This window comes from Mycobacterium sp. DL99, from assembly GCF_004762045.1.
Taxonomy (GTDB): Bacteria; Actinomycetota; Actinomycetes; order Mycobacteriales; family Mycobacteriaceae; genus Mycobacterium.
On sequence record NZ_SJOM01000007.1, the window covers coordinates 5,394,579 to 5,408,991 of the forward strand.

Consider the following 14,413-nt stretch of genomic DNA (forward strand, 5'->3'; position numbering starts at 1 on the left):
TATCGGGTGTGACCGAACTACCCGACTGGGCCAGACAGCTCGATCTCGCCCCTCACCCCGAGGGGGGCTGGTACCGCGAGACCTGGCGCAGCGAACTGACGGTCAGCCAGGCCTCGCTGCCGACGGGCTACTCGGGGCCGCGCAGCGCCGGCACCTCGATCCTGTTCCTGCTGATGCCCGGCCAGCAGTCGGCCTGGCACACGGTCCGCAGCGCCGAGCTGTGGTTCCACCACCGGGGCAGCCCGCTCGTGCTGGAGATCGGTGAGGAAAGAGACACCGCGACAAGCCTTCTGCTGGGCCCGGACATCGCCGCCGGGCAGCACCCGCAACTGCTGGTGCCGCCGGGCCACTGGCAACGCGCCAAGCCTCGCGACGACGAGCCCGCACTGGTCAGTTGCGTGGTGGTGCCCGGCTTCGACTTCGCCGACTTCGCGCTCGCCGCGACTAAATGAGCATCGTTGCCACACACCGCACTCTGCTGAGCCGTCTGCTACCCGACGACAAACCCGACGACCTTTCAGTACGTCACGGGCAATTCCACGTCGTGGTCATCGGATCTGATCGCGTCGTGTGCCTTCCCCGCACTCCGGCAGCAGCTGAGCGGTTGCCCGGGCGGGTGACCTCACTACGCGCACTCGCAGGCCTCAACTTCGGCTTCCGCACACCCGAGCCGCTCCTCCAGGGCGGTGCCCACGGCACCGATGAGACACCATTCCTAGTGCTCACCCGCATCCCTGGGGAACCGCTAGAGAACGACGCACTCAACGATGACCGAGTGGTCGGAACCGTGGCGGCTCAGTACACCACGCTGCTGTCGGATCTGGCCCGAGCCGGCACCGACGAGATGGTACGAGCATTGCTCCCTCAGGCCCTGGAAGGCCGCTGGCACCAGTTCGCACAGAGCGTACGCGCGGAGCTATTCCAGCTCATGTCCCACAACGGGCGCTTACGAGCGGAGCGAGAACTCGCAGCACTCGACAACCTCCCCCATCTCACCCAAGCAGTGGTGCACGGCGACCTCGGAGCTGAGAACGTGTTGTGGGAGTGGCGCGACGGCCTGCCGCACCTCGCTGGGGTCCTCGACTGGGACGATGTCACCCTCAGCGACCCCGCCGAGGACCTCGCAGCGATCAGTGCCAGCTATAGCCCCGAATTCCTGGAACGAGTACTCGCTCCAGGTAACTGGTCAAGCCACGCACTCCCTGCACGCATCGCCACGATCCGCGACACATTCGCTCTGCAGCAAGCCCTCTACGCAATCCGCGACGGCGACGAGGAAGAACTCGCTGATGGCCTAACCAACTACCGCTGAAGATCCGGGGTACGCCGCGCACCCCGGATCACACGCGATCAGCCCTGCAACGACGACAGATTGAACCCGGCACCGGTCGGATCGGCCACCGCGGCCAGCCGCCCGTAGGGGGTGTCCTCGGCCGCACGCACCACCGAGCCACCGTTGGCCACGACCAGCTCGATCGTCTTGTCCACGTCATCGGCACCGAAGAAGGTGGTCCACGCCGACGGCGCGCCCTCGGGGATGAACGCTGAACCGTCCATCACGCCCACCAGTTCCTCGCCGTCGAATGATGCTGTGCTGTAACGGAATTCGTCGGTGTCCGAAACGGTCTGGGTGGTCCAGCCGAACACCGTCCGGTAGAAGTCCAACGCTTTGGCGTAGTCGCTGGTGGTCAGCTGGTGATACACCGGCGCGCCGGCCTCGTTGAACACTGCGAAGCCCTCGTGCCCGCCCGGCTGCCAGATCCCGAAGAACCCGTTGGCGGTGTCGGTCATCATCGCCATCCGGCCCTTGGCCGGGATGTCCATCACGCCGCCGCAGTTGCTCCCGCCGGCCGCGATGGTCGCCGCCACCGTGGCATCGGCATCGGCGGTGTGCAGGTAGGTGGTCCACGCATCCGGGGCGTTCCACTGCGGGTCATTGCGCATCAGACCGGCGACCACATTGCCGTCGACTGATGCGGTCACGTAGCCGCCGTACTCGGGGCCGCCGGTCTCATACGTCCAGCCGAACACCGCACCATAAAACTGCTGGGCGCGCTCGACGTCGGACGTGGTCAGGTCGATCCAGTTGGGGGCGCCCAGCGGCGCGCGCTGACGGGTAACCACGATATTTCTCCTTAGCGGTGAGTGGTCGGTCATTCGTATCGACCGGCGCCGTGACGGAAACTCATCGCCGTTTCAGCAGCTGGTTGTCTGGTCCGGCCGCCCGGCGTCATCCAGCACGATGGTGATCGTCCCGCCGCGCGACAATTCGATGCGCACCGTCCGCGGACCCGTCCATTCGACTTCTTTGAGCCCGTCGCGTTTACCGTTGAAGCAGCCCAGATAGTTCTGCCGCGACAGCAGACCGTTGTTGGTGTACACCCGCACCGACGTCATGGGGTCGATCGTGAACCCGCCGCCACTGAACACGACCAGCTCCATGCCGCCGTCCGGTGACGGGAGCCGTTTCACCTCGCTCTCGTGTCCGCCGGCAAGCAACAGCGCAAACAACACGGTGCCGCCCCAGCCCAGGCCTGCCAGGACCACCAGAACGACGGTCGACCACTTGAGCACCTGATGGCGGATCAACAAACCGAGTGCCGCGGCCAGTGCCAGACTGCCCGCGACACTGAATATCACGGGATGAAACAGAAACGGACGCAACCGGTAATAGTCGGACAACCCGAACCCCGCCGCCACCAGGAGCCACAGGCAAACACCGATCGCGGCGGCAACGCCACCCATCCCCCGCACGCGGCTACTGTACGCAGCTCACCGGTAGCGCTGCGCGATCCTTCTGCGGTGTTCGGCGGGCGAGCCGAACAGCGAACGGTTGAGCGCGGCCCGCTTGAGATAGACGTGCACGCCGCTCTCCCAGGTGTAGCCGATACCGCCGTGCAACTGCATGGCCTTGCCCGCCACCTCGACGGCTGCCTCGGTGGCGTTGGCCTTGGCCATGGCCACCATGAGCGGTGCCGGCGCCGTGATGGCCGCATTCACCAGCTGACTGGCGACCGAGATTCGCACGAGCATGTCGGCACAGGCGTGCTTGACGGCCTGGAACGAGCCGATAGGACGGCCGAACTGCTGGCGAACCCCGGTGTAGGACACCGTCGCGTCGAGCATGGCCTGCGCGACGCCCAGGCTGTCGCAGGCCACCGCGAGCGCGGCACGTTCGGTGAGCGCACCCAGCACCACTTCTGGGTCCCCGTCGAACCGCCACACCGCGTCCTCGTCGACCTCCACCCCCTCGGCCGTCACGGTGGCGAGCCTGCGGGTCTCGTCGAGCACGGGCTGCTCGGTGACCGTCAGCCCGGGTGCCTCCGCGGCCACGTCCACCAGTACCGGGACACCGTCGGCGTCGCGGGCGGGCAGCAGCAGCCGCTGAGCTCCGGCCGCATCGGACACAAAGGCGGCCCGGCCGTGGACACGCCAGCCCAGCCTGGTGGTGGCCAATTCGAAAGGCGCTGGCTCGCCTGCCCCGGGCAGGGCCAGTGCGGCACGGGAGTTCCCGGCCACCACCGCCTGCAACAATGCGTCACGGCACTCGTTGGGTTGCAACGCGTTCAGCGCACCGATGGCCAGCACCGCACCGCCCAGGTAGCTGGTGGGTGCCGCAGCTCGACCGATCTCCTCGCAGATCACCGCCACTTCGGCGAATGTCGCGCCGGCACCGCCGACCTCCTCGGGGGCGTCCAGTCCGACCCACCCCGCCGAGACCAGCAGTGGCCAGTCGATGGTGTCCTTGGCCAGCAGATCAGCTGCTACCGAACGCAGTTCGTCGTGCAGCTCTGAAAACTCGCTCATCACACCGCACTCGGTTCTCGGGGCAGGCCCAGACCACGCTCACCGATGATGGTGCGCTGGATCTCGCTGGCTCCGCCAGGGATGGTCCATTCCCACGATCCGATGAAATCGAGCATCCAGGCACCCGACTCCCACCCGCTGGAGGCCGGTTTGGCCAGCACGGTGTGGGCGTTCAGGCCACCGATCTCGGCGCCGAATCCGGTCATCCGCTGCAACAGCTCGCTGTAGTACAGCTTGACGATCGAGGCGTCGGCCGGGCCGGCCTGCCCTGCCTCGGTGCGTTCCACCAGATCCCGGCACAGCCCACGCAGGCCGGTCAGTTCGATCTCGAACTGCGCCAACCGATCCGCCACCACCGGATCCTCGACCGGCACGGCTTCGAGCAGCCAGTTGAAGCCCGCATTGCCCAGCCGTTCCGACAACTCCAGCATGGTCATGCCGCGCTCGGCGCCGAGCGTGGCCTGGGCCACCTGCCAACCCTTGTTCACCGGGCCGATCAGATTGGCCGCGGGGACTGTGACGTCGTTGAGGAAGATCTCGCAGAAATGCGAATCCCCCACGGCATTGCGGATGGGCCGCACGTCGATGCCGGGTGTGGCCATGTCCATCAGGAAGTAGGAGATCCCGTGCCGTTTCGGCGCTTCCGGATCGGTCCGGGCCAGCAGCAGACACCAGTCGGCGTGCATAGCGCCACTGGCCCAGAGCTTCTGGCCATTGACGATGAAATTGTCACCGTCGGCGCGGGCAGTCGTGCGCAGCGCGGCCAGATCGGATCCGGCCTCCGGTTCGGAGAACCCCTGCACCCAGATCTCACCGTCGAGGATCGCGGGCAGGTGACGGCGCCGCTGTTCCTCGGAGCCTGCCGCGAGCAGTGTGGAGGCGGCGTGGTGGATCGCGACGAACGCCAGCACCAGCCGGGGCGCATCGTGCGCGGCCAGTTCCTGGTACAGCACGATCTGCTGGGCCACCGACATGCCGCCACCCCATTCCGCCGGCCAGTGCGGAACCGCATATCCGGCGGTGTGCAACTCGGCGAACCAGGCTTTCTGGAACGACACGAACTCGTCGTCTCCGACACCGGTCTGGTTGGCGCGCCAGTCTTTCGGGACGTGGGCCGCGCACCAGTCCCGCACGATGGCCCTGAACTCGTCGAGGTCGGTCATGACGAGAACAATCCGGTGAGTCCGCGCCGGCCGAGCCGGGCGGTCAGGGTGTCGCGGGTTCTGGACACCCCGAATGGCAAGCGGCGCAACGGCTGGCTGTAACGCGACAGCCAGGACAGCGTGGTTTCATCGCAGAAGCCGACGGCCCCGTGCAGCTGATGGCACACCCGGAACACCACCTCGGCCGCCTCGATCGCGGCCAGGCGCAAGGCCAGCGCATCGTTGATCGCCTCGTCGGCGGGGTTTATGACCAGGCTCCACAGCGCGTACTTGGCCAGGATGTCAGCGCCGCTGCGCTCCACCTCGGCATCGGTCAGCTGGAACTGCACGCCCTGGAACGACGACAGCGGCTGACCGAACTGCTTGCGCAGGCTGACGTGTGCGACCGTCAGATCGATGGCCCGGTCCAGCATGCCGAGCAAGGTCCACGACGGCAGCACCAGGGCCAGCGCCACGTCAGCCAGGCCCGTGCTGTCCACAGTCGAGAGCTCGAGCGCGGTGGCGAACGACGGACCGGAGGCACCGGTGGCGGTCACGGTGCTGCGTGTGCCATCCAATGTGACTGCGACCCAACGGTTGTCCAGCCCCTGCAGCGCGGCCTCGGGCGCAGCGGCGTCGATGACGACCAGCCCGTCGACGTCGAGATCCGCCGGGCGCGCCAATCGCTCGGCCACCGGATACGGCAGCGCCCAATATCCGGCACTGCGGCACACCGCCGCCGCGGCTTCCAATGAGTCCGCATCACTGCGTGGTTCGAGCTCGAATACACCCAGGCCTTCCAACACGGGAGTGACCAGCCCGGACCGGGTGTCCGGCTTCGCGTCGGCCTGGGCCAGCAGCTGATCACCGCCAGCTGACTCGAATGCCTTCAGTGCCTCGCGGCCATATTCTTTGGCGTCATCGCTGAGATCCAGAATCATCGCCGTCACGCCTTTCCGGCCAGCATGGTCCGCGACAGCAGGATGCGCTGCATCTCGATGCTGCCCGAGGACACCGTGGAGGCCTGCGAGTACCGCCAATGGTCTTCGACCTCGGCGCGGAAGTACTCGGCTCGGCTGTCGCCGCCACGCGGCAGGGCTGCGGCCATCTCCATCAGCACCTCGGCGCTCTCCTGATCCAACCGCGTCACCGCGATCCGATATGCCGCGGAGTCACCGGGATTCACCCGCCCGGTGGCCTGCATCGACACCACCCGGTAGGCCATCAGCCGGGCCCGGCGGCAATGCGTGAGCATCCGCGTCCACCGGCCCCGCAGTTCGGCGGGCAGTTGCTCCCACTTGTCTCCGAGCACCTCTGGCGCGGCCTGCAGCAGTCGCTCGCAGCGCGCGTAACGGGCGATGCCGACGCGCTCGAAGGACACCACATCCTGCACGATCGACCAGCCCTGGTCCACGGTGCCGAGCACATCGGCCTCGGTCACCTTGAGGTCATCGAAGAACACCTCGTTGAGGTGATGCGGGCCCATCATGGTGCGGATCGGGCGCACCTGGATTCCCGGGGAATCCATCGGCACCAGGAAGATAGTCATGCCCTGCTGTTTCTTCTCGCCCTTTGAGGTGCGCGCCAGCAGGAAGATCCACTGCGCCATGGTGGCGTAGGAAGTCCAGATCTTCTGACCGTTGACCCGCCAGCCGTCGTCCTCCCGGCGGGCGAACGTGCGCAGCGAGGCCAGGTCGGACCCGGCCTCAGGTTCGGAAAAGCCCTGGCACCAGATCACTTCACCATTGGCGATCGGCGGCAGGTGCTTACGCTGCTGTTCCTCGGTGCCGTGCCGCATGATGATCGGCCCGACCCAGTTGACGCCCATGTACTGGGCACCGCGCGGCTCGTGGTGCGCCCACATCTCCTCACGCACGACGGTCTGCTCCCAGACCGAGGCGTCGCCGCCGCCGAACTCCTTCGGCCACGACATGCACAGCAGATGCTGCTGTGCCAGCGTCCGGCAGAACTGCTGCGCCACCGCCAGATCGGCGGGGTCATCGGTGAACGCGCCGAGAAAATCGGCGGGCACCTGGTCGGCGATCAGCGCGCGCAACTCACCCCGCAGTGTGTCGGCCGCCTCGCCAAAATCGAAATCCACTCCTGGCCTTCCTGTTCCTGCTGTGTCCGCCCGTTATCCGGCGATGTCGCGTGGGCCGAGCTCGGCAAGCACCGAGGCGGTATCGGCGCCCAGTTCCGGTGCGTACCCGGCGACGTGGCCCGGGGTCCGGGAGAACCAGGTGGGCACACCAGGCATCCGGACCGGGCCGTGCGGGGTATCGATGGTCTCGAACAGTCCGACGGCGTTGAGGTGCTCGTTCTCGAACAGCGAGTCCGGGGTGAGCATGGGGGCCGCGGGAATCTCCAACTCCGCGAACAGATCCAGCCACTCCGCGGTGGTGCGTTCCTTGAGGGTCTGGGCCACGAGCCCGTATACCGTGTCGATCTGCCTGGCCCGCTGCTCGAGGGACGCGAACTGTTCGGTGTTCCAAGCGGGTTGCACCCGGTCGATGAAGGCGTTCCAGTGCTTGTCGTTGTAGATCAGCGCCGCGATGTGACCGTCCTTGGTCTCGTACGGCTTGCGGTTGGGGGTGACCGCCCGCGGGTACACCGCCGGGCCCAGCGGGGGGTCGAACATGGCGCCGTTGGCATGTTCGACCAGCATGAAGGAGGCCATGGTCTCGAACATGCTGACCTCGACCTCCTGGCCCTCGCCGGTGCGCTCCCGGTGGAACAGCGCCATCGTGGTCGCGTAGAGCGCGGTCAGCCCGGCCACCTTGTCGGCCATGATCGTGCCGACGTAGGACGCCTCACCGGTCAATTGCTGTTGCACCGCGGGCAATCCGCATTCGGCCTGGATGGTGTCGTCGTAGGCGGGCCGGTCGGCGTCCGGTCCGCGCCGGCCATAGCCGTAGCAGTTCGTGTAGACGATGCCCGGGTTGATCGCGGCCACGTCGTCATAGCCGAAGCCGAGCTTGGTGACGGCCTTGGCACGCATCGAGTGGATGAACACATCGGCGTCGGCGATCAGGGCGCGCAGGTCGGCCTTGCCCTGCTCCGATCGCAGATCCAGCACCACGCTGCGCTTGCCGCGGTTGACGTTGACGAACACCCCGCTCATGCCCGGGGCGGGTCCGACCGAGATGTAGCGGGTGTTGTCGCCCGCCGGTGTCTCGACCTTGATGACGTCGGCGCCCATGTCGGCCATGATCTGCGTGCAGTACGGCCCCATCACCATGGCGGTGAGGTCGATGACCCGAACACCCTGCAGTGGACCGGATGTCATGAGTCGACCTCTTCCGCTGCTCGTCCGAAGCTGTACCGGATGTGATCGGCGTGACCGTCGGGAACCACCGGGAAGATCACCGGTTCGCTTGCATCGCGGATGCGGTCCATCTGCTCACCGACCTCCTCCACAGTCCACGACGGCTGATAGACCCCCGGCGATTCGGCGACGACGGCGCGGGCGAGCCGCCCGGCGATCGCCACGAAGAATTCGCCGGTCACCGAACAGGATTCGTGTGACAGCCAGCCCACGGCCGGTGCCACCAGGTCCGCGCCCATCGGCGGATACGCCGAAGTGTCCAGTCCTTCGGCCATCCGGGTCACCGCGCCCGGCACGATCGCATTGCACAACACGCCGTCGGCGGCGCCCTCCAGCGCCACCACATTGCACAGCCCGAGGATCCCGGCCTTAGCCGCCGCGTAGTTGGCCACCTCATGGTTCCCGTACAACCCGCCGATCGACGAGGTCAGCACCACCCGGCCGTATCCGGCTTCACTCATGAGTGGAAATGCCGGGCGCACAACGTGAAACGCGCCGCGCAGATGCACGTCGAGCACGGCTTCAAAATCGTCGTAGCTCATCTCCTTGAGCGATGCGCGCCGGACGGTGCCCGCGTTGTGAATCACGATGTCGACGCGACCGAAGCGCTCGATCGCGGTGTCGATGATGGCCTGGCCGCCTTCGGGTGTCGCCACCGAATCGGTGACCGCGACGGCTTGCCCACCGGCTGAGACGATTTCGTCGACGACATCCTGCGCGGGCGCCGAGTCGATGCCGTCCCCGGTGAGAGCGCCACCGGGATCGTTGACGACAACCTTCGCGCCCCTCGACGCGAGCAGCAGGGCGTACTCGCGGCCCAGTCCCCGGCCGGCGCCGGTGATGACTGCGACGCGCTCGTCGAATCTGAGGGTGCTCAAGCGAAGGGCTCCTCGCCCTCGAGCTTGGTGCGCTGCAACAGCCGCCCCGACGTCGGGTCATACGGCGTGGCCCGGTGCATGGTCCCGGTGTTGTCCCAGATCACCAGGTCGCCGACAGTCCACTTGTGCCGGTAGGTGAAGTCCGGCTGGGTGGCCCAATCCCGCAGCCGTACCAGCAGTTCGGCGCTCTTGCGGAAGTCGATCGGGCCGTCGGCGTCGACGATGTGGCGCGCGGTGGCGCCGAGAACCAGTGATTTGCGGCCCGACTGGTGGGTCCACACCAACGGCAGTTCACGGTCACCGATCGCCATCATGCGGCGCAGAGTCTTCGCGCTGGGCTCCGGGTCGTAGTAGAACAGCGTGTTCCACGCCGAGTGCATCGCCCGCAGACCCTCGATGTCGGCCTTGTCCTCGTCGGACAGGTCGTCGTAGGCGGCGTAGGTGTTGCAGAACTCGGTGTCGCCTTCCTCCGGGTTGCCCAGTGCCACGCTCTGCAGCAGCGACGCCAGAATCGGCACCTCGTTCATCGTTCCGTCGATGTGCCAGTACAGCGAACCCTTGAGATAGTCGGCCTGCTTGTTCACCTCGGTGTCGAGGGAGACCTTGTAGAGCTTCTCGCCGTGGTGCTCCGGGGCGAACGTGCCGAGAGTCTCGGTGAACGCGATCTGCTCGTCGTCGGTGAACCCGATCTGCGGGAACACCAGAACCCCGCGCTGCTCAAGCAGTTCACGGATCCGCCCGGAGTGTTCACCCGAGAGCAGCGTGGCCTTGTCGGCCCGGATCTCGGTTCCGATGCGCGGCTTGATATCCCGGGTCTGCAGGGCAGTTGTCGTCGTCATGTGGTGAGCTCTAATCCATCCAGGTCGCCATTCGCCCGCCACTGCGCGATCAGATCGTCGAAGGCATAGAACCCTGGCGAGTAGAAATCTCCGAGGAACGCGCCGTTGCGCTCTGCGCCACCGCGTCCCTCGTTGTTGTAATACCCGGGCGTGCACGACAGTTCGAACGCCGAGTTGTCGATCGAGAGTTCGCGCACCGTCGAGACCCAGGAGTCCTGGCCATCCTGTGTGGGTTCGACCGTGGTGGCACCCCGGTTCTGCGCCTCGGCGATGACGTAGGCGATGTGCTTGGCCTGCTGTTCGAACATCGCAGTGGTATTGGCCGAGACGCCGCCCTGGATGAAGCCCATGAAGAACTGATTGGGGAATCCGCGGCTGGTCATCCCGTGCAGGGTCTTGTAGTCGTTCTGCCAGTAGTCGAACAACGACAATCCGTCGCGGCCCACGATGCGCTCGATCGCGAACCGGCGGCTGATCTCGGTGGAGATCTCGAATCCGCTCGCAAAGATCACGCAGTCGACCTCGTACTCGACACCGTCGGCAACGATCCCCTTCTCGGTCAGTCTTTCCACACCCTTGGATGCCGACACGTCGACGAGTTTCACGTTGGGACGGTTGAAGGTAGCCAGATACTGCTCGCTTGAAGTCGGCCGCTTGCACATGAATCGGTAGTACGGCTTCAGCGCCTCGGCGGTCGCGGGGTCCTCGACGATGTCGGCCACCAGACGCCGCAGCCGCTCCATGATCTTGAAGTCTTCTTCTTCACGGAACGCCATGATCTGCTCGATGGTCACCGATGCCGGGTCACCGCTGGCCGCGATCCGCGCCGTCAGATTGCGCCCGAGCTCGGTCCAGAAGTCACAGACCAAATCCGGCTCGCCGAACACCACCCCGACGAACGGCGACCAGTTGTGGAAGTTTCGCTTGCGCTCTTCCTGCCATCCCGGCTGCAAGGTCGCGGCCCAGGCCGGATCGGTGGCTGGATTGGAACGCTGGTCGACCGACGACGGGGTGCGCTGGAAGACGAAGAGCTGCTTGGCGTCACGGCCCAGATGCGGCACGAGCTGGATACCCGTCGCGCCGGTGCCCACGAGGGCGACCCGTTTGTCCGCCAACTTGTGCAGGCCGCCGTCGGCGTCCCCGCCGGTGAAGTCGTAATCCCAGCGCGCCGAGTGGAACACGTGGCCACCAAAGTCCTTGATGCCCGGGATGCCCGGCAGCTTCGGACGGTTGTATGAACCTTGGGCCATGACGACGAAGCGGGCCCGGATGTCGTCGCCCCGGTCGGTGCTGATCCGCCAGCGCTGAGTGTCATCCTCCCAACACAGTTCGCGCACCTGGGTGGAGAACAGCGCACCGTCGTAGAGACCGAAGTGTTTACCGATGTTGCGGCAGTGCTGGAAGATCTCGGCGCCGTCGGCGAACTTCTTCGACGGCATGAAGTCGAGCTCTTCGAGCAACGGGATGTAGCAGTAGGCGTCGTTGTCGCATTGGATTCCCGGGAAACGATTCCAGTACCACACCCCACCGAAGTCACCGGCCATCTCGATGACGCGGATCCCCTCGACACCGGCTTTCTTCAAATACGCTCCGGCCAGCAGGCCGGCGAAGCCACCGCCGAGGATGACGACGTCCGCGTCTTCGACGATCGGGTCTCGCTCGGTCACCGTCGTGTACGGGTCGACCTCGTAGAACTCCGCGAAATCACCTTCCAGTTCCAGGTACTGGTCGGCACCCTCGGGCCGCAGCCGCTTGGCCCGCTCGGCGGCGTAACGCTCCCGGATTGCGTCGATGTCGAAATCGGCGGGAGTGTCGGTGGGGCCGCAGGTGTTCGGCTGGCTCATACGTTGGCCTTCTCCGGAAGTGCGGCGGCGTGCAGCGGGGCGGGCATGTCGTGCACCGCAGGCAGCACCTCGGCGGCGAACAGCTTGACCGATTCCATGGCCTTCTCGTAGGGCATGGTGCCGAACTGAGGAACGATGGTGACCTCGGAGAACGAGCAGGCCTCCTGCGCGGCCTTGAGCTTGGTGAACACCGTCTCGGGGGTGCCGATCAGCAGGTTGGACGCGTGGTATCCGGGCGGGCCGCCCTTCTTCTGGTTGCCGACCTCGGATGCCAGCACGGCCGTCGCACTGGCCTCCCGCGCGGCGTAGGCCTCGTACCCCTTGACACCCTGGAAGTTGGATGCGTCGGCAAAACCGTAGTGCACGTTGACGTCCCGGTTGGCGGTCCAGATCCATTCCTCGGTCTGGGGAACTTCGTCCTCGGAGCCCACGCAGTACATGAACATCACGTTCTTGGGCTGACAGGGGCCCAAGCCCTCCTCGGCGCGGAAGGTGTTGACCTTGCGCACCTCTTCACCGGCATCGGTGATCGGCTTGTTGCCGACGAACAGCGGGACCATGCCGCGCCGGGACAGGATCTCCAGCGACTCAGCCGTCGAGGACGAGCTGTAGATGCGGTCGAACAGGTCGATGCTGATCGGTTCCGGGCGCAGCGACATCTCGGGGAACGAGAAGATCTTGCCCTCGTAGGAGAACCGCTCACCGGAGAAGGCCAGCTTGAGGATGTCGAGCGTCTCGTTGAAGCGGTCGCGGCTCTCCTCACGCGGAACGCCCACCGCGGCGAACTCGCCCTTGGACACCCCGCGGCCCAATCCGATCGTGGTGTAGCGACCGTTGGAGACGATGTCGAGGTAGGCGATCTGGGTGGCCAACCGGATCGGGTTCCACCACGGCACCACCGCCACGAACGTGCCCAGGCTGACCCGCTCGGTGCGTCCGGCGAAATAGGTGAGGGCCTGAATCGGGTTGGGTGTCATGCCATATGGCGTGCCGTGGTGCTCGGGGAACCAGATCCCGTCGAAGCCGAGCGGCTCGGCGAGATCGCCGAGGGCCAGCGCGGCCTGCACACACTTGTAGTCCGGGGTGGCCGGCGGGGTGTTGAAGTCACCGGCGAGCACACGCTCCCAGTCGTGGGAGTTCTGCGCCCCCGTGCCCAGATTGACCTTCATGTTGTCTCCTTAGTGGGCGATTTGTGGAGTTCTAGCCGTGTCCGCGACGGCTGAGACTCCACAAATCACTGGATGTCGGTGGGCTCTCCGGTGCCCATGTACTTGGAAAGTTGGTGGTGCAGGTTGACGGTGCTGCGTTCGCGGTACGGGTTCGGCTTGGTCCCGGGGAATCCTGCGGACTTCATGCCCTGCTGTACTGCGGCCATGTTGGAGAAGTCCTGCGGCAGCACCGAGCGCCAGTTCGGGCTGCCGGACGGGGTGTATTCCCATTCGGTCTGCGGCTCTTCGCCTTTGGGATAGAGCTCGAACACGCTCACCTCGAAGATGCACTTGTCCGGGTCGTAGCTCGGATCGGGCCGGGCGCTGTAGCACAGTGCGCTGGTCAGGCCCTGGCCGATCTGGAAGTTCGGGAAGATCTGCCACGCGGTGCCGCTCTGTCCGAGGATGTCGGGCGGGATCGTCGGCCAGACCACGCCGCGGGCCTCGTCGTCGCGGCGGGCCGAGGACAGCCAGTGCTCGAGCACCTTGTCGGCGGGCGTGCCCTCGGGCAGCTCGTCGACCAGCCGCTTGGCCGCGTTGACCAGTGTCTGCGTGGTCGTCGCGTTGGTCTCTTCCATGGTGTAGACCTGCATCTCGGCCGTGGAGATGCGCGGATCACCGGTGCCGAGCCGGATCTTGGATTTGGTCTCCTCCATGTCCTTCGGCGCGTCGTAGCCGATGTTGGAGTGCCGGCCCTGCGCCTTGGCCCAGCCCTTGAACTCGCCGAATTGGTTGAACTCGGGATGGGTGGTGAACACGTGGTAGGTCTCGTTGAAGGCCTCCATCGCGACTTTCCAATTGCAGTCGAAGTTCAGCCATTTGCGCCACTTGTAGCGCATGTTCTCCAGACCGAACGGGTCGAGGATCTTGGCGGCCGGAAACAGGAAGTCCGCCAACGGTTCACAGTCGGGGTCCATGTTGATGAACAGCCAGCCACCCCAGGTGTCGACCCGGACTCCGGACAGGTGGGTGTTCTCCGGTGTCAGTGCGCCCTGCCAATCGTCCTGCTCCCGGATGTGGGTGCAGGCCCCCTTCAGGTCATAGGTCCAGCCGTGGAACCCGCACATGAACGACTTACGGGTGCGCGCGCAGGCATTCTTGGCGCCGGCCGGGGTGTCGACGAGCCGCCGCCCGCGGTGCATGCACACGTTGTGATGGGCGGCGAAGGATCCCGCCGACGAGCCGGGCGCGGTGCGTACCACCAAGATCGAATCGTCGAGGATGTCGTAGGTGAGGTAGCTGCCCACCTCCGGCAGATCCTCGATCCGGCCGACCTGCTGCCACACCTTGCGCCACAGCCGATCCCGTTCATTGCGTGCGTATTCCGGTGAGATGTAGGCATCGACCGCGATGGTCATCGGGTCGGACAG

Annotated in this window: 14 protein-coding genes; 2 read left to right on the forward strand and 12 right to left on the reverse strand. The window is 66.0% G+C overall.

The genetic code is table 11. The annotated features are described in order from the left end of the window. Positions 1 to 8 precede the first annotated feature (8 nt). Positions 9 to 452, forward strand: coding sequence for a cupin domain-containing protein (locus EYZ64_RS26315; RefSeq protein WP_135458134.1), 444 nt, complete (start codon positions 9 to 11; stop codon positions 450 to 452). Then, the gene (gene vph / locus EYZ64_RS26320; protein WP_135458136.1) at positions 449 to 1,312 is read left to right on the forward strand and encodes a viomycin phosphotransferase; all 864 of its coding nucleotides are present in this window, start codon (positions 449 to 451) and stop codon (positions 1,310 to 1,312) included. Before EYZ64_RS26315 ends, vph begins: the two co-directional genes overlap by 4 nt. A gap of 38 nt (positions 1,313 to 1,350) precedes the next feature. Here the strand turns inward: vph and EYZ64_RS26325 are convergent, their stop codons facing one another. The 12 genes from EYZ64_RS26325 to EYZ64_RS26380 all read right to left on the reverse strand — a co-directional run bounded on the left by EYZ64_RS26325 (position 1,351) and on the right by EYZ64_RS26380 (position 14,401). Then, positions 1,351 to 2,124, reverse strand: a complete 774-nt coding sequence (locus tag EYZ64_RS26325) for a VOC family protein (RefSeq protein WP_286175143.1) — start codon at positions 2,122 to 2,124, stop codon at positions 1,351 to 1,353. Positions 2,125 to 2,196: 72 nt separating this feature from the next. Beyond that, a complete protein-coding gene (locus EYZ64_RS26330; protein WP_135458140.1) occupies positions 2,197 to 2,754 on the reverse strand; it encodes a hypothetical protein in 558 nt (185 codons plus the stop codon). A gap of 18 nt (positions 2,755 to 2,772) precedes the next feature. Next, the gene (locus tag EYZ64_RS26335; RefSeq protein ID WP_135458142.1) at positions 2,773 to 3,807 is read right to left on the reverse strand and encodes an acyl-CoA dehydrogenase family protein; all 1,035 of its coding nucleotides are present in this window, start codon (positions 3,805 to 3,807) and stop codon (positions 2,773 to 2,775) included. Then, complete coding sequence (locus EYZ64_RS26340; RefSeq protein ID WP_135458144.1) at positions 3,807 to 4,970, reverse strand: acyl-CoA dehydrogenase family protein; 1,164 nt, start codon at positions 4,968 to 4,970, stop codon at positions 3,807 to 3,809. Before EYZ64_RS26340 ends, EYZ64_RS26335 begins: the two co-directional genes overlap by 1 nt. Beyond that, positions 4,967 to 5,890: an acyl-CoA dehydrogenase family protein gene (locus EYZ64_RS26345; protein WP_135460267.1), complete on the reverse strand. Its 924-nt coding sequence runs from the start codon at positions 5,888 to 5,890 to the stop codon at positions 4,967 to 4,969. The genes EYZ64_RS26340 and EYZ64_RS26345 overlap by 4 nt, the downstream gene beginning before the upstream one ends. Positions 5,891 to 5,895: 5 nt before the next feature. Next, positions 5,896 to 7,050: an acyl-CoA dehydrogenase family protein gene (locus EYZ64_RS26350; RefSeq protein WP_135458146.1), complete on the reverse strand. Its 1,155-nt coding sequence runs from the start codon at positions 7,048 to 7,050 to the stop codon at positions 5,896 to 5,898. Positions 7,051 to 7,083: 33 nt separating this feature from the next. Then, positions 7,084 to 8,235, reverse strand: a complete 1,152-nt coding sequence (locus EYZ64_RS26355) for a CaiB/BaiF CoA transferase family protein (RefSeq protein WP_135458148.1) — start codon at positions 8,233 to 8,235, stop codon at positions 7,084 to 7,086. Then, positions 8,232 to 9,152, reverse strand: a complete 921-nt coding sequence (locus EYZ64_RS26360; protein ID WP_135458150.1) for an SDR family NAD(P)-dependent oxidoreductase — start codon at positions 9,150 to 9,152, stop codon at positions 8,232 to 8,234. Before EYZ64_RS26360 ends, EYZ64_RS26355 begins: the two co-directional genes overlap by 4 nt. Next, complete coding sequence (locus EYZ64_RS26365) at positions 9,149 to 9,991, reverse strand: TauD/TfdA dioxygenase family protein (protein ID WP_135458153.1); 843 nt, start codon at positions 9,989 to 9,991, stop codon at positions 9,149 to 9,151. Before EYZ64_RS26365 ends, EYZ64_RS26360 begins: the two co-directional genes overlap by 4 nt. Next, complete coding sequence (locus EYZ64_RS26370; RefSeq protein WP_135458155.1) at positions 9,988 to 11,835, reverse strand: flavin-containing monooxygenase; 1,848 nt, start codon at positions 11,833 to 11,835, stop codon at positions 9,988 to 9,990. The genes EYZ64_RS26365 and EYZ64_RS26370 overlap by 4 nt, the downstream gene beginning before the upstream one ends. Then, positions 11,832 to 13,004 carry an LLM class flavin-dependent oxidoreductase gene (locus EYZ64_RS26375; RefSeq protein ID WP_135458157.1) on the reverse strand — a complete coding sequence of 391 codons (1,173 nt, stop codon included), beginning with the start codon at positions 13,002 to 13,004 and terminating at the stop codon, positions 11,832 to 11,834. The genes EYZ64_RS26370 and EYZ64_RS26375 overlap by 4 nt, the downstream gene beginning before the upstream one ends. Positions 13,005 to 13,069: 65 nt before the next feature. Continuing rightward, positions 13,070 to 14,401 (reverse strand): aromatic ring-hydroxylating oxygenase subunit alpha, encoded by a 1,332-nt coding sequence (locus tag EYZ64_RS26380; protein WP_135460268.1) that lies wholly within the window; start codon positions 14,399 to 14,401, stop codon positions 13,070 to 13,072. Positions 14,402 to 14,413: the final 12 nt, after the last annotated feature.